The organism is Halodesulfovibrio oceani subsp. galateae (genome assembly GCF_055397225.1).
Map to the genome: position 1 here is coordinate 3,467,051 of NZ_AP042453.1, position 17,979 is coordinate 3,485,029.

Consider the following 17,979-nt stretch of genomic DNA (forward strand, 5'->3'; position numbering starts at 1 on the left):
TCGTTATACTCCGTCCTGCATTGAACCGGATACACTGGAAACCCTGTCTCCGCCATCGTTTACGCTAAGATCAAATTTGAAATCTTTGAAATCAAATTCTCTTTTCTTCTTTGGCGCTTCGCGGGTTAAGTCTTCAAGCTTTTGGATCCACTGCATATTGCGTTTATCCAACACAATATCTACGCGTCTGTTTTTCTTTCTACCTTTCGGATTGTTATCACTCCAGCGTGGATGATAGTTGCCAAAAGCCTCCACCATCATCTGATCTGTAGGGATTCCGCGTCCTTTAAGGTAACTGTAGACGCTCATTACGCGCATGAAAGAGAGGTTCCATGTTGGGGAAAGCTCTGCATCACGCGTAAAGGAAACTTCATATTTCTTACCGGCTTCATCGCGTAGTGCGGATGTGTGCCCGGCAAGCAGCAGCGGATGTTTGATCCGCAGCATCCAAGGCATTATGCGGTTTAACAGCACAACGCCTCTGTTGCTTAATTGTGTGGTGCCTGGGTTAAATAGAACATCTTCGCTGATGGAGAAAATTTGAACATACTGGTTTTCCTGAAAGTTCAAGTCTTCTTTGTCGTCTTCCCACAAAAGGTCTTTAAGTGGAGAGAGGTCATCAGTTTTCAGTTCCATCGGTCCCGGGTCAACAATACGCTGAGCATTAGTCTGTGTGGCGGGGTTGAGGTTGCCATTACCTTCACCGAACGCGCCAGTTACAGACGTCAGTACAATCAGCTTTCGTCTCTCATCCGTAACCGACATACTTACAAGCAATACAAAGAATGTAAGCATGAGGGTCATCATGTCTGAGAAAGTGATGAGCCAGGAGGCGCCGCCGCCTTCTTCTTGTTTCTTTTTACGTTTAGCCATTACGTACTCCCGTTACGATGAAGTATGGGAGCTGCTATGCAGCATCAAGACGATCGCCAATTGCCTGGAAACAAGAAAGCTTTTCTTGAATAATACGCGGGTTTTCACCACGAGAAATTGCAAGCACGCCTTCGAGCTGCATTTCTTTAATACGAATTTCGGAGTTACTACGGGACTTCAGCTTGCCAGCCATAGGAATGAACACAAGGTTAGCAAGGCATGCGCCGTAGAAGGTGGTGATAAGCGCAACCGCCATAGCAGGGCCAATGGAACTTGGATCGCTCATGGTTTGCAGCATCTGAACAAGGCCGATAACTGTACCGATCATGCCCAGTGCCGGTGCGTATTCACCGAATGATTTAAGAATATCCTGCCCGTCGCTATGGCGGGCTTCTGTATTGGCAATTTCAGATTCTAAGATTTCCTGAATCGCCTGCGGCTCAAGGCCGTCGACGGTCAGTTGTAAACCCTTTTTAAGGTACGGGTCTTCAATGCCGCTGATGATTGGTTCAAGAGAAAGGATACCTTCTCTACGAGCGCGGTCAGCGTAATCTTTGAACTGATCAATAGTTTCCTGCGGGGACAAGTCTTGAGCAAAGAGTGTCTTTTTGAAAACACTCATTACGGAAATAACGCGCTTAAGCGGATAGTTTACAAGCGTTGCGCCAATGGTTCCGCCCATAACAATAAGTAGTGACGGTACGGAAACAAAGATAAGAAGACTGCCACCCATCATGATAGCAGAGAGAACCAGACCGAAGGAAATTACTATCCCGAGAACCGTTGCCAAATCCATAGAATGCTCTTTTTTCGCGTGTTAATAAGGACGCGGGCCGAAAATTTCTGTTCCTATACGTACAAATGTGGCGCCTTCTTCAATTGCCTGCACGTAGTCCTGTGTCATACCCATGGAAAGGTGTTCCATAGGAACGCCAATGCGGGTCGAAAGCTCATCGCGCAGTTCGCGCAAATTGCTGAAGAAAGGACGAGCCTCTTCTGCAACACAAGATGCCGGTGGCATTCCCATTAACCCGCGGATACGCAGGAGTGGAAATGCTGCAACCTTTTCGGCAAGTTCAAAAAGTCCGTCTTTATCGACGCCGGATTTTTGTGCTTCGTCGCCAATATTGACCTGAAGCAAAATGTCCTGAACTTTTCTCTCACCGTCCAAACCGGAAACGGGAAGCATCTCCATGCGGTTTTGCAGTTTTTGTGCCAAGGCTAAACGATCGATGGAGTGAATAAGGGCAAATTTCCCAGCAACATCTTTGGCTTTTTTAGACTGCAAATGGCCAATAAAGTGCCAGTTGATGGTAAGTTCAGCGAGTTCTTCCTGCTTAGCAAGAACCTCTTGAACATAGTTTTCACCAAAATCTAACTGGCCGTGTTTGTTGAGAATTTTAATAGATTCGGCAGGGTGGCGTTTAGACACAGCAATGAGCTTTACATCTTCAGGGTTACGTCCCGCTTTACGGGCAGCATCCGCCACTTTTTCAACGACAGTATCGTAACGGGCAATAATTGCAGCACCGTCAACATGACATTCATTCATAGTTCTCTATCCATTTTTCCGGCGGTTATTACCCCTCGCCGGTCAAAGTAAGTACGGGGTTTTGACACCCCTAATAAAAAAGGCGGCAAAAGCCGCCTATGTTCGCTGATATGGAGCAGCTAGGAAGAAGAAAGACCAAGAAGGCGCATAAAGCCTACGTCTTCAGTCCAACCTTCGCGTACTTTTACCCACAGTTCGAGGTGAACTTTTTGGTGCAGCATTTCCTGAAGCTCTTTACGTGCTTCTGTGCCGACCTTTTTAAGGTTCTGACCCTGTGCGCCGATTACCATAGATTTATGGCTCTTGCGTGAAACGTAGATAACAGCGTTAACGAATACTCGTTCGCCGGTGTCATCCCATTTTTCAATTTCAACAGCGCAGTTGTATGGAAGTTCCTGACGCAGTTCCATGAAGAGCTTTTCACGTACAACTTCAGCAGCCATAAAGCGTACTGGTACAGTGGAGAGCTGGTCTTCAGGGTAGAGTTTTTCAGAAACAGGAAGGTGCTTCTTGAGGTACTCGAGCATAGGATCAAGGCCATCTCTGCGCATTGCAGAAACAGGGAAAACTTCTGCGTTAGGCCAAAGAGTGCTCAACTTTTCGAGAAGCGGAAGCATTTTGGCTTTATCGCGGAACTTGTCCACTTTGTTGACAGCAACTACCACAGCACGTTTTTCGTTGAGAATTGCTTCTTTCAACGGTTCGATATCTCTATCAAATGTACCAGGACGGTCGACGTACTGGGAACCATCCAGAACCACCATAACTACATCCGCACCACTAAGGGTGTGCCATGCAGTCTGCAATAAAATTTTGTTCATTTTACCGCGAAGCTGGTGAATACCAGGTGTATCCATAAAGATAACCTGGGAATCTGGGCTGGACAGGATACCGCTGACCTGATTTCGGGTAGTTTGTGGCTTAGGGGTAACGATAGCTACTTTTTGCCCTAAGTATGCGTTAAGCATAGTTGATTTACCCGCATTAGGAGGTCCCATCATGGCGACCCAACCGCAGCGGTGTTCTGTGTTACTCATATTATATATTTCTCCATCAATTTTCTGACAAATTAGTTTGCTTAGATGTGTAATAGGACTTCGTATAAAGTCAAGAAGTCATATTGGAACATACGCTCGTTGAGGCAATACAGCAAATGGAAGATTGTGGAAAAGTTGTGGCTGGATGAGGCGTAGGGGGAATCGAAGCAAGGATGCAGAATCTAGCTAGAATTTCTGCATCCTTGCGTGAGGAGACTCTCAGCCATTGCTGGCAGGAGCGTCTGAACATAGTGACATGTCGTCAAAATGTATTGTTGCTCACAACAAGCGGTAAAACCGCAAGCGGAAGACGTTGTGCGCAATAACTGACTGTAACGCGAATTATGTAGAGCGGCAAATGGTATAACGGTTTCATATATACGAAATAGCAAGTTTTCTGTCTCAAATGAGAGTAAATACCCATAGATAGGGGTGTAGCTGCTCGTTTCGTTAACTTTTGTGTTTTTTTTAACAGGGGCTTTGGGAGAGTAATTGCTCTCGTTTGGACTGAACGTAACGTGAAAATGCGGTAGAAAAACAGCGTGCTGAGTCAAACTATCGAGTTCGAGCGAGAAAAAGAAATCGGGGAATGAATAGCAAAATTTGAATAGCAAAATTTGAATAATAAGACTTGAAAAAAATGATGCTCGAAGGAGTGGTAAAGAAGTGATGACTGAGTGCAGAATCTTTTCTCATCTGTTTCCGAGCGGTACGTGCAGGGGCAACTATCTGGAGTCCAAGGCAGCGTACGGTACGAAAAACAGCACGAAAACTGATGTGAAAAGATTCTACACTCAGTTTAAATGCATCTAGTCCGTGAAAAAAGGGACTATGAAAAAAGGACTATGAAAAAAGAGACAGGGACAGAAGCACAAAGAAGTTGATGCCCTGAAAAAATGTTTTCGGCACTTTATGAATCGAAAATGCTCCCCAAAGGAAGCAATACAAAAGCTAGATGAGGTGTGACCGCGTGCCTTTTGTATACCGAGTAAATGAGACTTGTAAGAAAATGGAACGAGTCGTCTTAAAAGATAAAAGGCTGCCCCACTGTATTGGAACAGCCTTTTTTATTTATGAAAGGTAGTGGTGCGTAAGCCGCGAGCTAGATAAGAAACGTGCTGGCCTCGCAGATAAAAAATTTAGGAGATTCTTAAGAAGCCCTTTTTAAAGGGTTCTTAAGCCGCCGGAGGCAACCTGCTGGAAGCACCGCCGGAGGCAACAAAAACAAAAACAAAAAAGCCGCTAGCAACCGCAGATAATTTCCGTAACGGCTTTGCAACTGGTCTCGTCCGGCATGAACATAGTGCCGTTGATGGCAGTTACTGGTCGCATGCCTATGAGAGAATTGAGTACGTAAGCGTATCGGAAGTTCCCTAAAGAATACGAGCGCACAGAGCAGTCGTAGATAGGCAGGATTGATCGTGCTGCTTCAAGTGCAATGGACGGAAGCTTCATTTTACCGCCCGGCAGGCAGAATCGTTCCCCGTCTCCGAAAAGAAGCGCAGCTGTGGTGGTTTCGGTTACGAGATTGTCGCGTGCAAGCAGCACAGCATCATCGTATCCTTTTTTGATTGCGGAACGGCGCTGTAGCCAGTTGTACATGTAGTTCATTGTCTTATGCCCGAGCAGCGGATGCTGAACTCCGTCTGTGACGGTGCAGACGCGATACTGTTTTTCCGAAAGTGGCGTGTAGGGCGCGGCAGTGATGACAGGGTCTACTGCATCGTTTTCATCAATGAGTCCAAAAATATTAACACGAGCAATTTGGTCACTAAGGTTGTTCCGCTTAATAACTTCCATTGTAAGCTCTGCAAAATCTATCTGCGGGACAATAAATCCCAATTTTTCAAGCGAACTTTCCATCCGGTCTAGATGTTGGTTGAAAAAACATAGGCTCTTTCCGTTAAACAGGATGGTCTCGAAGATTCCTGCTCCAAAACGAAAAGACGGAGCAGCAATATCTTGCGTCACTCCGTCGTCATGGTATTCACCAGCTCTGTAGTAGGTCATGTAGATAGCACCTTTCGAAACTTTTCAGCTTTAGCGATAGTTTCTTCAAATTCTAGCTCCGGCACTGAATCAATTACCAGCCCACTTCCTGCAAAATACCGGAACGTTTGTATTCCACTATGGTCATGTGTAAACCATCCGGTACGAATTGCAATACTTGAATTCATTGTAGTTGGGTTTTTAATATGGAGAAAACTGCCGCAGTAGAGGTCACGGCTGTGCGGTTCTAATTTTTCAATAATCGTCATTGTTCGTAACTTCGGACATCCAGTTATGGAGCCGCCGGGGAATGCATCGAAAAGAAGATCCAGACATGTGGATTCTGCCTTAAGCGTGCCGCGTACGACGGAATACATTTGCAGCATATTGTCTACGGTGAAAATGTCTTTGTGGCGCTCTACGGTTACAGAGCCGTACTCACAGTGTGTGGAAATATCGTTGCGAACCAGATCGACTATCATGGAAAGTTCGGCACTTTCTTTTGGTGACTCGCGCAATTCTGTGAGCAGCTCTTCTGAAAATTCGTCGAAGGCAATGGTGCCTTTGATCGGTTCGGAAGTAATTAAGCCATCATCGACACGCAGGAAGCATTCAGGAGAGGTGGAGATGATCTTTGCATCTTCTGAAGAAAACCATGCGTAATATGCTGCCGGATAGTTCTGCCATAGATGCATGAACAGCCCGATGGCATCACACTGCTTTTTGTTGTCACTGGTGCAGATTACGGATGTGCTGAAGTTTTCTGGTACGGTCATTGAAAAGGAAGAAGAAAGACAAAGTTGGTAGGTGTCACCGTTACGAATGTGTTCGAGTACGGCTTTCACACCATCGATGTACTCTGTTTTGCTCATGGAAGGCGTCGGGGTAGAAAATGTTGCGCTTTCAGGAAGTAGTTCTGTGCTGAGAGGTGGCGTGGTGCATAAGTTTTTAAGGCGTTGCAGCCTGCGCTTGTCCGCTGTTTCTAATGCTGAGCACTCAAGGAAGCCTGTGGAGAGATTGACGGTGATGAGGATTTCGTATTGGCGGAAGTGTCCCAGTGGCAGTTCGTTCTTTTTTTCGGACGCTATCCCCCGTTCTTTTAATCCGTAGGTGTAGGAAAGGTATCCGAGGGTTTCGTTGCCGGAATCAAAACAGAAGGATTTTATCTGGTCTCTGGTGGTTTCCGGTTGAACAATGAGTTCTGTGATGGGATCTATGCCGATTATGCACGTATTCGCGGAGCGGCGAAGCGGTGCATCTTCTTCAGTAACGCCGGACAAAAACATATCCGCGTCGAAAATTGTTGCGAATCCATTAAAGAGTGCAGCAAGTTTCTGTCGCTGCACTTTGCCTGCTTCAAGAAAGACCGAAAAAGCGCGTTGCATGGTGAATGTACCACTCACCCTGTTTCGTTAAAAACGATTCAGGATGGAACTGAAGCCCCATGATAGGGCGGTTTTCATGTTCAATAATCATAGGAATCTCTGTTCCTGACAAAGTGGACGTTACTCTTAATCCTTCTCCAATGGAAGAAAGATATAGTGAATGATAGCGGGCTATTGTTCGTAACTCACCATCTATTTCAAGCAAGTCTGTTTTGCCGTGCACACAATTTGGCAGTCTATCGGTCGTACCGCCGTAATAGTGATTGATGATCTGCATCCCCATACAGATACCGAGCACGGGTTTACCGCTTTCAAATACACAGTCGTATGCATCGTATTCGACAGGATGACCGGGCCCGGGAGAAATAACAATTAGATCGTATTGTTCTAATGAGCACGCTGATAATGCAGCTCCGTCTTTGCCGTACGAAATAATGTCCGGAACGAAGGAAGTTGCCGTAACCAGAAGGTGCTCAAGGTTTCGGGTGAAGCTGTCGTTGTTGTCTACTAATACAATGCGCACTATTTATTCCTGCTACAGTTCCTGCTCAATCCAGATAACGGCAGCTTGTCTGCCAGTAACTTTATCCCGACGGTAGGAATAAAATTCGTCTTCAAGCGTTTTGGTACAAAGGTCAAGACCGAAAATTTGCTCTTCCGGGATTCCGGCAAGGTGAAGTTGATGCTTGGTGAGCTGCCATAAGTTCATTGTGTTTGTCTTTTTGCTGAACCAGTCCGCCCACTCTACGCCCCATTCATGCTCAAAATTAACAAACTGTGCCTCGGCAGGGCCAAGGCTCGGGCCACGGACTGCCAAAACATCGGCTGGCTTAATGCCGTATTGCTTACAAAAATTGCGTACTCCGGAAACGGGGAACGCAATGCGGTTTCCACGCCATCCGACATGGAGAGCGGCTATGTATTTGCCGCTTTTGTGGGCAAGAAGAATAGGTTGGCAGTCTGCTGTTTTGATGACGAGCGCTTTGGAAATTTTGTCTGTTGCACTGCCATCTGCTTCCAGTCTTGCAGGTTCTCCTGCGGGAGTTTCCGGTGGATCAAAGACGAGCGTGTCGTCATGCACCTGCTTTAATTCGCACCATGAATGGATTCCCAGTTCTTTTTGCAGGCGTATACGATTGTATACAACGTGTTTTGGATTATCGCCCACATCCAAAGAAATATTGCTGGACATAAACGCGCCTGTGCTTTCGCCGCCTAGGCGGCTTTGAAAGAAACAGCGCACATGGGAAATGCCGGGGAACGCAAATTCAATTCCGTTTAAAGCCATCGCAAAGCCTCCTCGGTGCATAAAGCATGCATTGCCTGATCCCAAGGGTCAGATTCTAATGCCGGGACTACCTGAAAAGAATAAGCCAATCCTACAAAGGTTGCATGATTAAAAGCCGGTTTATGCAACATTCTGTCGTAGTATCCGCCTCCGAATCCAAGCCGGTTTCCGGCGGTATCAAACCCTACGCCGGGAACGATAACTAGGGAAGGTGTAAAGCTTGGGGAATTGTATTCAATAACAGTGCAGTGGCTGCGTGGCTCGAGAATTCCATAGGTTCCTTCTTCAAGATCATGCTCCCCTTCACAATGGACAAGGGACATCTGGCCTAATTCTTCATCGCATCGAGGCAGAAGGAGTGTTCTGCCGGAGCTCCAAATGTCATTTAACAGCAAGTCTGTCCGAACTTCATTGCGGATAGGAGAATAAATGATGACTTGCTGTGCTTTTTTCCACACATCATCAGCCATTAAATGGTGCTGTGCACGGATGGAGGCTTCCTGCACGAAAAGCTCATCAAGATTTTTTCGTTGATCAAGGAGGTTTTTGCGCAATTTTGCTTTTGTCACCGGTCACTCCTGAAGAAAAATTAAGAATTAGGTAAGGAATATGAAATTCTCTTCAACTCTGCCTAGCACTTGTACCGCAGATACTCAACGGCTTTGATATATCAAGACACGCTCAAAGAGAAAAATAGCTTCCAACGGTTGCAAATGATCTCTTTTACGTCAACTATGTGTGCAGAAAATAATTTATTAAAATACTGTGTGTTACGGAGCTATCTATGAGCGATTTTTGGATTTGTATTGGTGATATTCATGATGAGATTGCACGCCTAAAAGATATTCCCGAGCTTGCGCAGGCACGCGGGGTAATCATCAGCGGTGATTTGACCATGGCAAAAGGTGTTCCTGCTGCTCGTCGTGTTATTGATGCGGTAGCTGCCATCAATCCTGTTATCTATGCACAGATCGGGAATATGGATAAGCCGGAAGTGACAGAATTTTTGCAGGAGCAGGGCTGTAATATTCACCGTTCTGTTGCCGAGCTTACACCGGAAGTTGCCATCATGGGTGTAGGAACTTCCAGTATTACCCCGTTTAATACAGTTTCCGAGACACCGGACGACACTCTTGGTGAATGGCTGGACGAAACATACGCTAAAACAGTGCAGTACGATGCAACTGTGGTGGTGGTACACGATGCTCCGTTTGATACAAGTTGTGATGATCTGGGAAATGGCGTGCATGTTGGCAGTAAAGCAATTCGTGCGTTTATTGAAAAGGCACAGCCGCAGCTTGTTCTGTGTGGGCACATTCATGAAGCACGTTCTGTAGATTCCATTGGTAAAACTACCGTGATTAATACGGGTATGTTGTCTGATGGGGGATATGCAAAGATTACAGTAAAAGATTCTACACTTCATGCTGAACTTTGCATGATGTAACGACCTGGCATGATGCGCGCGTGTATAAAAAATTTATATAGAGTGCAGCCAGTACCATGTGGATGTTTTAAGAATATAGTATGTTAATAGCTATAAATGTGTCATGTTACTTAGTGCAGGTATTTTTTTCAAAAAAAAAATGTTGACAGTTGCAGGCGTCACGTATAGTTATGTCCACCTCGAGAGGGAATTGCTTTCAGAGCAAGGACCGCATCGTAAACAAGCTATGACGCGGGGTGGAGCAGTTCGGTAGCTCGTCGGGCTCATAACCCGAAGGCCGCAGGTTCAAATCCTGTCCCCGCTACCAATATTTGACCCCCCTGCTATGCAGGGGGGTCATTCTGTTATGTACTCCCGGCGTTAACTCACGATAAGGAGATCGCACATGGCAAAAGAAGAAGCCATTCAAGTAAACGGTGAAGTTATGGAAGCGTTGCCGAACGCAATGTTTCTCGTTCGCCTCGAAAATGGTCATCAATGTCTCGCCCACATCTCCGGTAAAATGCGTAAATTTCGTATTCGCGTACTGCCAGGAGATACAGTTACTGTAGAACTTTCACCTTATGACCTCACTCGCGGTCGTATTACCTTCCGTCCTCGTTAGGTTCGACATATAAGGCGTTCGTTTTTTTTAAGCGTAACGAATAAAGCCCGCTCTAATTTAATTAGAGCGGGCTTTGTTATTTCTATAGTATAGCGAGGAGCAAAGCTCCTCCTGTAACTATGAAGGAATATGCATTGAGCGGCCTTCCTGAACAGCATGACAGGCACAGAGGGTGCCGTTATCAAGTGTCATTGCGTGTGGAACTTCGTTCACACAGCGCTGGTTGGCAAGGCGACAACGACCATGGAAAACACAGCCTGTAGGCAGGTTGATCGGGGTCGGAACGTCACCGGTAAGCTTAATGTGAGAGAAACCTTTTTTGCCCATACGCGGAATCGCAGACAACAGTGCTTTGGTGTACGGGTGCTGCGGATTAGCAAACAGCTCTTTTGCGTCTGCCAGTTCACACAGGGAACCGAGGTACATTACAGCAACTCTGTTTGAGATATGTTCAACAACAGACAAGTCATGACTGATGAACAAGTACGTAAGGTTATGGTCGCGCTGTAAGTCCATCATCAGGTTAAGAACCTGTGCCTGAATGGACACGTCGAGCGCAGAAATAGGCTCGTCAGCTACGATAAACTCAGGTTTGAGAACAAGTGCGCGTGCAATGGAAATACGCTGACGCTGGCCGCCAGAGAATTCGTGCGGATAGCGTACGCCCCAAACAGGGTTAATACCAACCTGTTCCATTACGTCTGCCACACGCTGTTTTACTTGCTCATCGGTGTATTCAGGAAAATGAAAGCGTACAGGTTCTTCAAGAATCTGTGAAACCTTCATACGCGGGTTCAAAGATGCGTATGGATCCTGAAAGATCATCTGAGCAGCGGTACGGAATTTTTTACGGTCTGCACCGGACTTGTTGTCCACACGCTCGCCGCGGTAAAATACCTGACCACCAGTTGGCTCGTACAGACCGATAACGGTACGTGCGAGGGTTGATTTACCACAACCGGACTCACCTACAACAGAAAGGGTTTCACCTTTCTGAATTTCAAAACTCACATCGTTCACAGCATGAACAATAGATTTCTTACGTGTAAGCTTGCCATTTTCAAATCCGAGCTGATCAAGAAATCCGCCGGAAATATCGAAGTGTTTTACTAGATTCTTAATTTTAAGAAGAGGTGTATTACTCATCGCCTACTCCACTACATGACAGGCAGCAAGGACGCCGGACTTTTTAAGTTCGAGCTCCGGTACCACTTCAAAACAGATGTCTTTACAGTAGTCGCACCGGTTGTTGAATGCACAGCCTTTAGGAATATTGGTAAGGCTAGGCATTGAGCCGCGAATCTGGTTAAGACGGTCGCCTTCAGCGCCGTCCGGTAAAGCTGCAATAAGCCCCTGAGTGTACGGATGGGTAGGGGTGGAACAGACTGTGTCTGTTGAGCCCAGCTCCACAATACGTCCGGCATACATAACAGCAATCTTTTCTGTAACCTGAGACACAACACCAAGGTCGTGTGTGATGAGGATAAGACCCATGTTATCTTTCTCGCAAAGTTCGAGAAGCAGATCCATGATCTCAGCCTGAATGGTTACATCGAGAGCAGTAGTAGGTTCATCAGCAACAATAAGCGCAGGTTCTGTCAGCAATGCAATTGCAATAACAATACGCTGACGCATACCGCCGGAAAATTCGTGCGGGTACTGCTTTAAGCGTTTTTCCGGTGAAGGAATGTACACTTTACGCAGTTTTTCCAGCGCGATTTTTTCAGCTTCTTTTTTTGATAACTTACTGTGTGCAAGCACAGTTTCAATCATCTGCTGACCAACAGTCAGAACAGGGTTGAGTGTCATCATCGGATCCTGAAAAATCATGGAGATTCGATTGCCGCGGATGGAACGCAATTGCTTGCTGTTCATCTGGGCAATGTCCTCACCTTCGAATATTACAGAACCACTGGCGATAAAGCCCGGCTTGGAGATCTGGTTGATAATGGAGAAGCCGGTAACAGATTTGCCTGCGCCGGATTCACCCACAAGACCAAGGCGTTCGCCTTTATCTACTGAAAACGAAACGTTATTTACAGCCGTAAGCGCGATGTCACGCATACGAAACTGAACAACCATATTTTTTACATCTAAAAGGTGTTCCATTGTTCCTTAATCCTTGTACAGTTTTGGATTCAGGAAGTCCCTGACCCAGTCGCCAAGCAGGTTGATGGAAAGTACCAGCAGCACGAGAACGAGTCCCGGGAACAGGGTAATCCACCAGCTGCCACTCATGAAGTAGGCAAAGCCTGATTTAATGAGAGAGCCGAGTGAAGGCTGGTTAACAGGCATACCGAGCCCGAGGAAAGAAAGCGCAGCTTCACTCATTACAGCGTTAGCAACCTGAACTGTAGAAATAACGAGAACAGGAGTCAGCGTATTCGGAAGAATATGACGGAACATAATTCGAGTTGGTCGAAGACCGATAACGCGAGCAGCTTCAACATATTCTTTTTTCTTCTCTGCCAGTACGGAGGCTCGGACAGTACGTGCGTACTGCGGCCATTCAGAGAATCCGATAACAAAAATCAGAAATGGAACAGCAACATCTGCATAGCGGGACACGCCTAATGCAGCCTGTAAGATTGCTCCAAAGAAGATCGCAACCATGTAGGATGAGAAAGAAAGCTGAACATCGGCAACACGCATGAGGAAGGAGTCAATACGACCACCTTTGTAACCTGCGGTCAGGCCGATAGTAATTCCGAGGACAGACTGTAAGACAACTGCGCCAATACCAATGAGAAGCGAGATACGTGTACCATATAAAATGGTAGACCAAATATCACGTCCCTGTGCATCGGTACCGAGCCAGAAGGCACTCATTCCGTCCGGAGTCCACATTGGCGGGGTTTCAGCATCCATAAGGTCAATTGCTGCACCATCGTATGGGTTCTGTGTTGCAAGCAGCGGTGCAAGGATCGCCATTGCAAGAAGAATCATTAAAACAAGGAAGCTACAGACCGCGACAGGGTCACGGCGGAAGCTATACAAAAAGTATGAATCCTTAAATTTTTGCCACATGGATTACTTCCTCCCCGAAACACGGACCATTGGGTTAACCAGTCCGTAAATAACATCCACGATGGTGTTTACGATTACAAAAAGAACACCAACGAAAACAAGGTACGCAACAAGTAAAGCTGTGTCAGAACGCTCTACAGCTTCAATGAACATAAAGCCCATACCCTGCCACTGGAATACTGTTTCAGTGAGGATTGTGTACGCAATCATAATACCGAGCTGTACGCCACCCACGGTGATAACCGGAAGAAGGGTGTTTTTAAATGCATGCACCATAAGAACGCGGGTCGGGTTAAGACCTTTTGCATGGGCAAATTTAACGTATTCAGTCTGAAGAACTTCAACCATTTCAGCTCTGATGAGACGGATGAAGAGTGGAAGCATAATTGAAGATAGTGCAACAGATGGAAGGATGATGTGTCTAAACGCCTTCCAGCTTAAGAAGTTACTTTCCCAACCAGGGAAAAGTTCTGCTGTAGGGCCGCGTCCATAGGACGGAAGCCAGTGCAGTTCAACTGCAAAAACATAAATGAGCAGCAGTGCGGTGAGGAATACAGGAATAGATACCCCGACGATACTGGTACCCATAAAGAGTCTGGATAGCCATGAACGGGGTTTAACTGCTGCATAAATGCCGATAGGCACAGAGAGAAGAATAACGATCAAGGCACTTGCGATAACAAGTTCCAAGGTCGCTGGAGCTTTTTTTAAGATTACCTCAGTAGCTGGCTTGCGGTAAAAGAAGGAACGGCCAAGATCGCCGTGCACTGCTTTTTTTACAAACCGTACCCACTGAACCATTACAGGGTCATTCAAGCCTAGCTGGTCGCGATACGCTTCACGCTCTGCAGCGGAAACGTTAATGCCGACCATCTCACGAATTGGATCACCGAACGAATATTTAATACCGAACCCGATGATGGATATGACAAACATGACGATCAACGCCTGTGTCACTCTTCGAACAATAAAAGCAAACATATGGGGTGTTGGGGGTTATAAGTTAATCCAAAACCCAGTCTCTTAAAACCGAAGAGAACCGGCACAAAGGTCGGTTCATATGGTTCCCGCTGTGTGGCGGAGAACTGAGCAGTACAGGCGGAGCCTGTTTGTATCCATCATTAAAATCGGGGCGACTTGCGCCGCCCCGAAGAATGCTATTTCATTACGAGGTCGCCGAAGTATGGGTAGTTCATTACGTTTACTACCACACGAGCGTTCTCGAGGTTTTTAGCGCTGGCCCAGGAAAGATCCTGCCAGTGAAGTGGAATGAATGCAGCGTCTGCATTGAGGATGCGCTCGATTTCCTGAAGCTGATCATGGCGTTTAGCTGTGTCAGTTTCGGAGTTAGCAAGAGCTACGAGTTCATCAACTTTAGGGTTGCAGTATTCACCGGAGTTGTACTGGCCTGCGCCTGTCTCTTTGTTAGGACAAACTGCAAGGTACTCGGTGAAGTTTGCGGAGTCTTCGGTGTCAGAGTGCCAACCGATCATCTGAATGTCAGCAGCGCGTGCGTCGAACTGATCCCAGTACTGTGCTTTAGGCATAGTTTTGAGGTTAACTTTGATACCGATGCGAGCCATCATAGAAACGAAAGCCTGAGCGATCTGCTCATCTTTAACGTAACGGTTGTTAGGAGCAATCATAGTTGCTTCAAAACCGTCAGCGTAACCAGCTTCTTTCATGAGAGCTTTAGCTTTTTTGAGGTCGTAGCGAGGTGTAAGATCTGCTACGTAGCCCTGGTAGCCTTTAGGGCTCTGCTGGGCAGCTGCAGTACCGCGACCTTTGAGAATTTTTTTAACGATACCAGCATTGTTGGTAGCGTATGCCATAGCTTCACGAACTTTAGGATTCGCAAGAGCTTTGTTACGCTTCTGGTTCATCTGGAACAAGATAATGCGGGTACCCGGCATGGTAATCAGGTCTACGTTATCAGCAGAATCAAGACGGTCGTAATCCTGTGGAGGTACAGGCATGATGAAATCTACGTCGCCGGAAAGAATGGAAGCAACGCGAGTAGCTTCGTTCTTAATAGGACGCATGTCGATTTCGTCAACGTTACCACGGGAAGTCCAGTAGTTAGGGTTGGCTTTGAAAACCATTTTAACGCCCTGTTCACGGTCAGCAACGGTGAAAGGACCAGTACCGGAAGCGTGGGTGTTAGCAAATGCAGGACCGGTTTTGCCGATGATGCCTTTATCCTGACCATTTTCATCTTTACCAGTGTAGAACTTGGAGTCCATTGGGAAGAGGTAGGTAGCCATGTTGATAAGGAGCGGGTAAGGCACTTTAGTTTTGAGGTCTACAGTGTAGTCATCCACAACAACTGCAGGTTCAAAAACTTCGAAAAGACCTTTGTAGTCAATGGATTTCTTGAGACGATCAAGAGTCCACGCAACGTCTTTAGCAGTAAATTCGTTACCGGTGTGGAACTTTACGCCTTTGCGAAGGTGAAAACGCATGGTCTTGTCGTCAATGCGTTCCCATTTAGTTGCAAGGCGAGGGTCAAAGCCCATTTCATGGTTCCAACGTACAAGCGGGTCAAATACTAAGTGAGAGTACTGAAGCATGCCGCCGGAAAGCTGCACATGCGGGTCAAGTGATACAGGGTCAGCATCAACAGCTAAGCGTAAAGTCTTAGCGGAAGCTGGCGCTGCAGCAAATGCTAAAACAGCGGCGAGAGCAAGCACCGTGAACAAACGTTTCATCCGAAACCTCCAAACTAGAAATACTTCTAACAACCTAAAACATATAGAGACCACAAAATTGTTTAAGTGCGCATTTTGATACACAGCGACACCGTAAACAATATATAAAGCTCGAAATAAAAACCTGTCAGACCTTTTTAAGTCAAGCTTTTTTGCGATAGGAGAACCGATTGTGGCTAATGACGCGGGTTTGCGGCGTAGTTCTTTGAGCAAACACGCAATAGAGCCTTATTTCGGTTTTTTCTTAAAAAACAGCAGGTAAGTGCAATCGTCTTGGCTGACGTCGAAAATAAAAAAAGTCCGTGCTGTCTGGGGAATGCTTAGGAATAGTAGCTCAGTATATACAAGGACGTACTTTAACCATGTAGTTTTCAATAATTACCATTTACGTAAACAGTTATGAAAACCAAGCGGGTAAGGAAAGAGAAACTATTCGCCGTGCGGATTTTAGTACAACAGATACTGGAAAATAACAACTTTTCTATACATTTTGCGCCATCACACTGTGATGAAAGTAAAATGTTCTCTGAGTTCCACTGTTATTTGTAGAGGTCGTACAGTAAATAAAGAATCGCCACTGCATAATTTTGCAGAAAAATACAAAGCTCTCGTCGTAATTACAGTAAAAAACGCATACTTTTTTTCTTTTTTTTAAAAGAATACAAAGAAAAACTGAGAGATAGTGATGTATAATGCAAAAATTACCGTATATGAAGAAAAATGCAAAAGTATTATTACAGGAGCGAAAACTTACTAACATGTTGGTTTGTACAATATTGTTACATTGATGCTTTATCCATTGCTTAAAAAAGGTAGATTTTTGCTTCTCTATACAGACATTTTGTCAATGAAGCCGTCGATGATGTTTTAAACAGACAGGCTGTTTGTTGCAGCAAGGTTTGAGTCATCCTAAAGTATGAGTTGTACTACATACTGGTCTGCAAGGTGGCTGTTAGTGTATGAAATGGGTATGTCGAATTTGAAAAGTATTCTGCAGACGGGAATTATGATTTGGCATGAGGTGCCTCTTGCGGGATTATTCGATCAACTGTATCACTCAAACACAATAAAGATACGAAATGCTCACAGGCGCAACGACAAAGCGTGTGGGTAAGGAGAATATATATGCAGTTTCCAGAACCAAGTATGGAAGGACCTCTTTCCGTTGAAACAGCGTTGGCAAACCGTCGCAGCATACGTGAGTTTGCAGACGAACCGCTGACGCCGGATTCCCTCGGACAAGTATTGTGGGCAACCTACGGTGTGAGCGAAGAGGGACCATGGAACCGCCGTACCGTTCCGTCTCCAGCAGCAATGTATCCAATGGAGCTTTACGTTGTCGCCGGTGATGTTGAAGGGCTGGAGCCGGGTGTATACCGTTATGAAGCTCTCGGCCACTCTCTCGAAGAAGTGGAAGAAGGCGATTTACGTGAAGAGCTTGCTGAAGTTTGCATGGAACAGGATTGGATTGCAAAAGCACCTGCCATTCTCGTGATCACAGCAGCTTTCGACCGTATTTCTCAAAAATTTGGCGAACGCGGTGTGGCGTACACCTTCTTTGAAGCAGGACACATGGCACAAAACTGCTATCTGCAAGCTGAAGCGCTCGGACTCGGTGTGACCTCAGTCGGTGCGTTTAAAGAAGAACATCTCATGGAACTTCTTGAGTTGCCACCTGAGCACAACCCGATGATCGTTATGCCGATCGGCTGGAAAGATTTCGAGTAATCGTAAATTTTTTGCCTCTGGCAGGCAGGCGGTTTTTTGTTTACGACGTTTGCCTCCGGCGGGCAGGCGGGCGCTGCCCCTCCACAAGGGACTGGCATCCATAGCACTCGTTCCTCGTGAACGGCTACTGGCGCAAGCACCCCGCAAGGGGACTTGTCCCCTTAACCCCGATTATTCGCGTGGTAATTTGCGAGTGCTTATGTTGGTAGGCGCGAACACATTACCCTTCGGGGGTGACGTATTTATTTAAGATATTTGAATGAAAAAGGGCTGTCCCCAAAAGATGGGACAGCCCTTTACTGTTTCTTAACTAGTTGTTCTGTAAAAAATTCTGTAACAGA

General features: G+C 46.1%; 17 protein-coding genes and 1 tRNA gene. 4 read left to right on the forward strand and 14 right to left on the reverse strand.

Going from position 1 to position 17,979, the window contains the following annotated elements:
* Positions 1 to 3: 3 nt before the first annotated feature.
* The 9 genes from ACZ5V1_RS15260 to ACZ5V1_RS15300 all read right to left on the reverse strand — a co-directional run bounded on the left by ACZ5V1_RS15260 (position 4) and on the right by ACZ5V1_RS15300 (position 8,693).
* Positions 4 to 873, reverse strand: a complete 870-nt coding sequence (locus ACZ5V1_RS15260; protein ID WP_464389563.1) for an OmpA/MotB family protein — start codon at positions 871 to 873, stop codon at positions 4 to 6.
* Positions 874 to 907: 34 nt separating this feature from the next.
* The gene (locus tag ACZ5V1_RS15265) at positions 908 to 1,669 is read right to left on the reverse strand and encodes a flagellar motor protein (RefSeq protein ID WP_464389564.1); all 762 of its coding nucleotides are present in this window, start codon (positions 1,667 to 1,669) and stop codon (positions 908 to 910) included.
* A gap of 21 nt (positions 1,670 to 1,690) precedes the next feature.
* Positions 1,691 to 2,425 carry a YggS family pyridoxal phosphate-dependent enzyme gene (locus ACZ5V1_RS15270; protein WP_464389565.1) on the reverse strand — a complete coding sequence of 245 codons (735 nt, stop codon included), beginning with the start codon at positions 2,423 to 2,425 and terminating at the stop codon, positions 1,691 to 1,693.
* 119 nt (positions 2,426 to 2,544) lie between these two features.
* Complete coding sequence (gene era, locus ACZ5V1_RS15275; RefSeq protein WP_464389566.1) at positions 2,545 to 3,462, reverse strand: GTPase Era; 918 nt, start codon at positions 3,460 to 3,462, stop codon at positions 2,545 to 2,547.
* Positions 3,463 to 4,704: 1,242 nt separating this feature from the next.
* Positions 4,705 to 5,472, reverse strand: coding sequence for an aminotransferase class IV (locus ACZ5V1_RS15280; protein WP_464389567.1), 768 nt, complete (start codon positions 5,470 to 5,472; stop codon positions 4,705 to 4,707).
* Positions 5,469 to 6,836 carry a chorismate-binding protein gene (locus ACZ5V1_RS15285; RefSeq protein ID WP_464389568.1) on the reverse strand — a complete coding sequence of 456 codons (1,368 nt, stop codon included), beginning with the start codon at positions 6,834 to 6,836 and terminating at the stop codon, positions 5,469 to 5,471. Before ACZ5V1_RS15285 ends, ACZ5V1_RS15280 begins: the two co-directional genes overlap by 4 nt.
* On the reverse strand, positions 6,808 to 7,359 hold the full coding sequence (locus ACZ5V1_RS15290; protein ID WP_464389569.1) for an aminodeoxychorismate/anthranilate synthase component II: 552 nt from the start codon (positions 7,357 to 7,359) through the stop codon (positions 6,808 to 6,810). The genes ACZ5V1_RS15285 and ACZ5V1_RS15290 overlap by 29 nt, the downstream gene beginning before the upstream one ends.
* A gap of 12 nt (positions 7,360 to 7,371) precedes the next feature.
* Positions 7,372 to 8,124 carry a purine nucleoside phosphorylase YfiH/LACC1 family protein gene (locus ACZ5V1_RS15295; protein ID WP_464389570.1) on the reverse strand — a complete coding sequence of 251 codons (753 nt, stop codon included), beginning with the start codon at positions 8,122 to 8,124 and terminating at the stop codon, positions 7,372 to 7,374.
* Positions 8,115 to 8,693 carry a 5-formyltetrahydrofolate cyclo-ligase gene (locus ACZ5V1_RS15300; protein WP_464389571.1) on the reverse strand — a complete coding sequence of 193 codons (579 nt, stop codon included), beginning with the start codon at positions 8,691 to 8,693 and terminating at the stop codon, positions 8,115 to 8,117. Before ACZ5V1_RS15300 ends, ACZ5V1_RS15295 begins: the two co-directional genes overlap by 10 nt.
* A 215-nt stretch (positions 8,694 to 8,908) precedes the next feature.
* On the opposite strand from ACZ5V1_RS15300, the gene ACZ5V1_RS15305 reads away from it, so the two are divergent.
* The 3 genes from ACZ5V1_RS15305 to infA all read left to right on the forward strand — a co-directional run bounded on the left by ACZ5V1_RS15305 (position 8,909) and on the right by infA (position 10,175).
* Entirely contained in the window at positions 8,909 to 9,571 is a 663-nt protein-coding gene (locus ACZ5V1_RS15305) for a metallophosphoesterase family protein (protein ID WP_464389572.1), read from the forward strand.
* Between the two features lie 230 nt (positions 9,572 to 9,801).
* Positions 9,802 to 9,878 (forward strand) — tRNA-Met (locus tag ACZ5V1_RS15310).
* A gap of 78 nt (positions 9,879 to 9,956) precedes the next feature.
* Entirely contained in the window at positions 9,957 to 10,175 is a 219-nt protein-coding gene (gene infA / locus ACZ5V1_RS15315) for a translation initiation factor IF-1 (RefSeq protein ID WP_160712929.1), read from the forward strand.
* A gap of 117 nt (positions 10,176 to 10,292) precedes the next feature.
* Here the strand turns inward: infA and ACZ5V1_RS15320 are convergent, their stop codons facing one another.
* From ACZ5V1_RS15320 to ACZ5V1_RS15340, 5 genes are all read right to left on the reverse strand, one after another.
* On the reverse strand, positions 10,293 to 11,321 hold the full coding sequence (locus ACZ5V1_RS15320; RefSeq protein ID WP_464389573.1) for an ABC transporter ATP-binding protein: 1,029 nt from the start codon (positions 11,319 to 11,321) through the stop codon (positions 10,293 to 10,295).
* 3 nt (positions 11,322 to 11,324) lie between these two features.
* The gene (locus ACZ5V1_RS15325; protein ID WP_464389574.1) at positions 11,325 to 12,284 is read right to left on the reverse strand and encodes an ABC transporter ATP-binding protein; all 960 of its coding nucleotides are present in this window, start codon (positions 12,282 to 12,284) and stop codon (positions 11,325 to 11,327) included.
* A gap of 6 nt (positions 12,285 to 12,290) precedes the next feature.
* The gene (locus ACZ5V1_RS15330; protein ID WP_464389575.1) at positions 12,291 to 13,202 is read right to left on the reverse strand and encodes an ABC transporter permease; all 912 of its coding nucleotides are present in this window, start codon (positions 13,200 to 13,202) and stop codon (positions 12,291 to 12,293) included.
* A gap of 3 nt (positions 13,203 to 13,205) precedes the next feature.
* Positions 13,206 to 14,183, reverse strand: coding sequence for an ABC transporter permease (locus ACZ5V1_RS15335; protein ID WP_464389576.1), 978 nt, complete (start codon positions 14,181 to 14,183; stop codon positions 13,206 to 13,208).
* 176 nt (positions 14,184 to 14,359) lie between these two features.
* Positions 14,360 to 15,910 (reverse strand): ABC transporter substrate-binding protein, encoded by a 1,551-nt coding sequence (locus tag ACZ5V1_RS15340; protein WP_464389577.1) that lies wholly within the window; start codon positions 15,908 to 15,910, stop codon positions 14,360 to 14,362.
* Between the two features lie 1,125 nt (positions 15,911 to 17,035).
* On the opposite strand from ACZ5V1_RS15340, the gene ACZ5V1_RS15345 reads away from it, so the two are divergent.
* Positions 17,036 to 17,638, forward strand: coding sequence for a SagB/ThcOx family dehydrogenase (locus tag ACZ5V1_RS15345; RefSeq protein ID WP_464389578.1), 603 nt, complete (start codon positions 17,036 to 17,038; stop codon positions 17,636 to 17,638).
* The last annotated feature ends 341 nt before the right edge of the window (positions 17,639 to 17,979 follow it).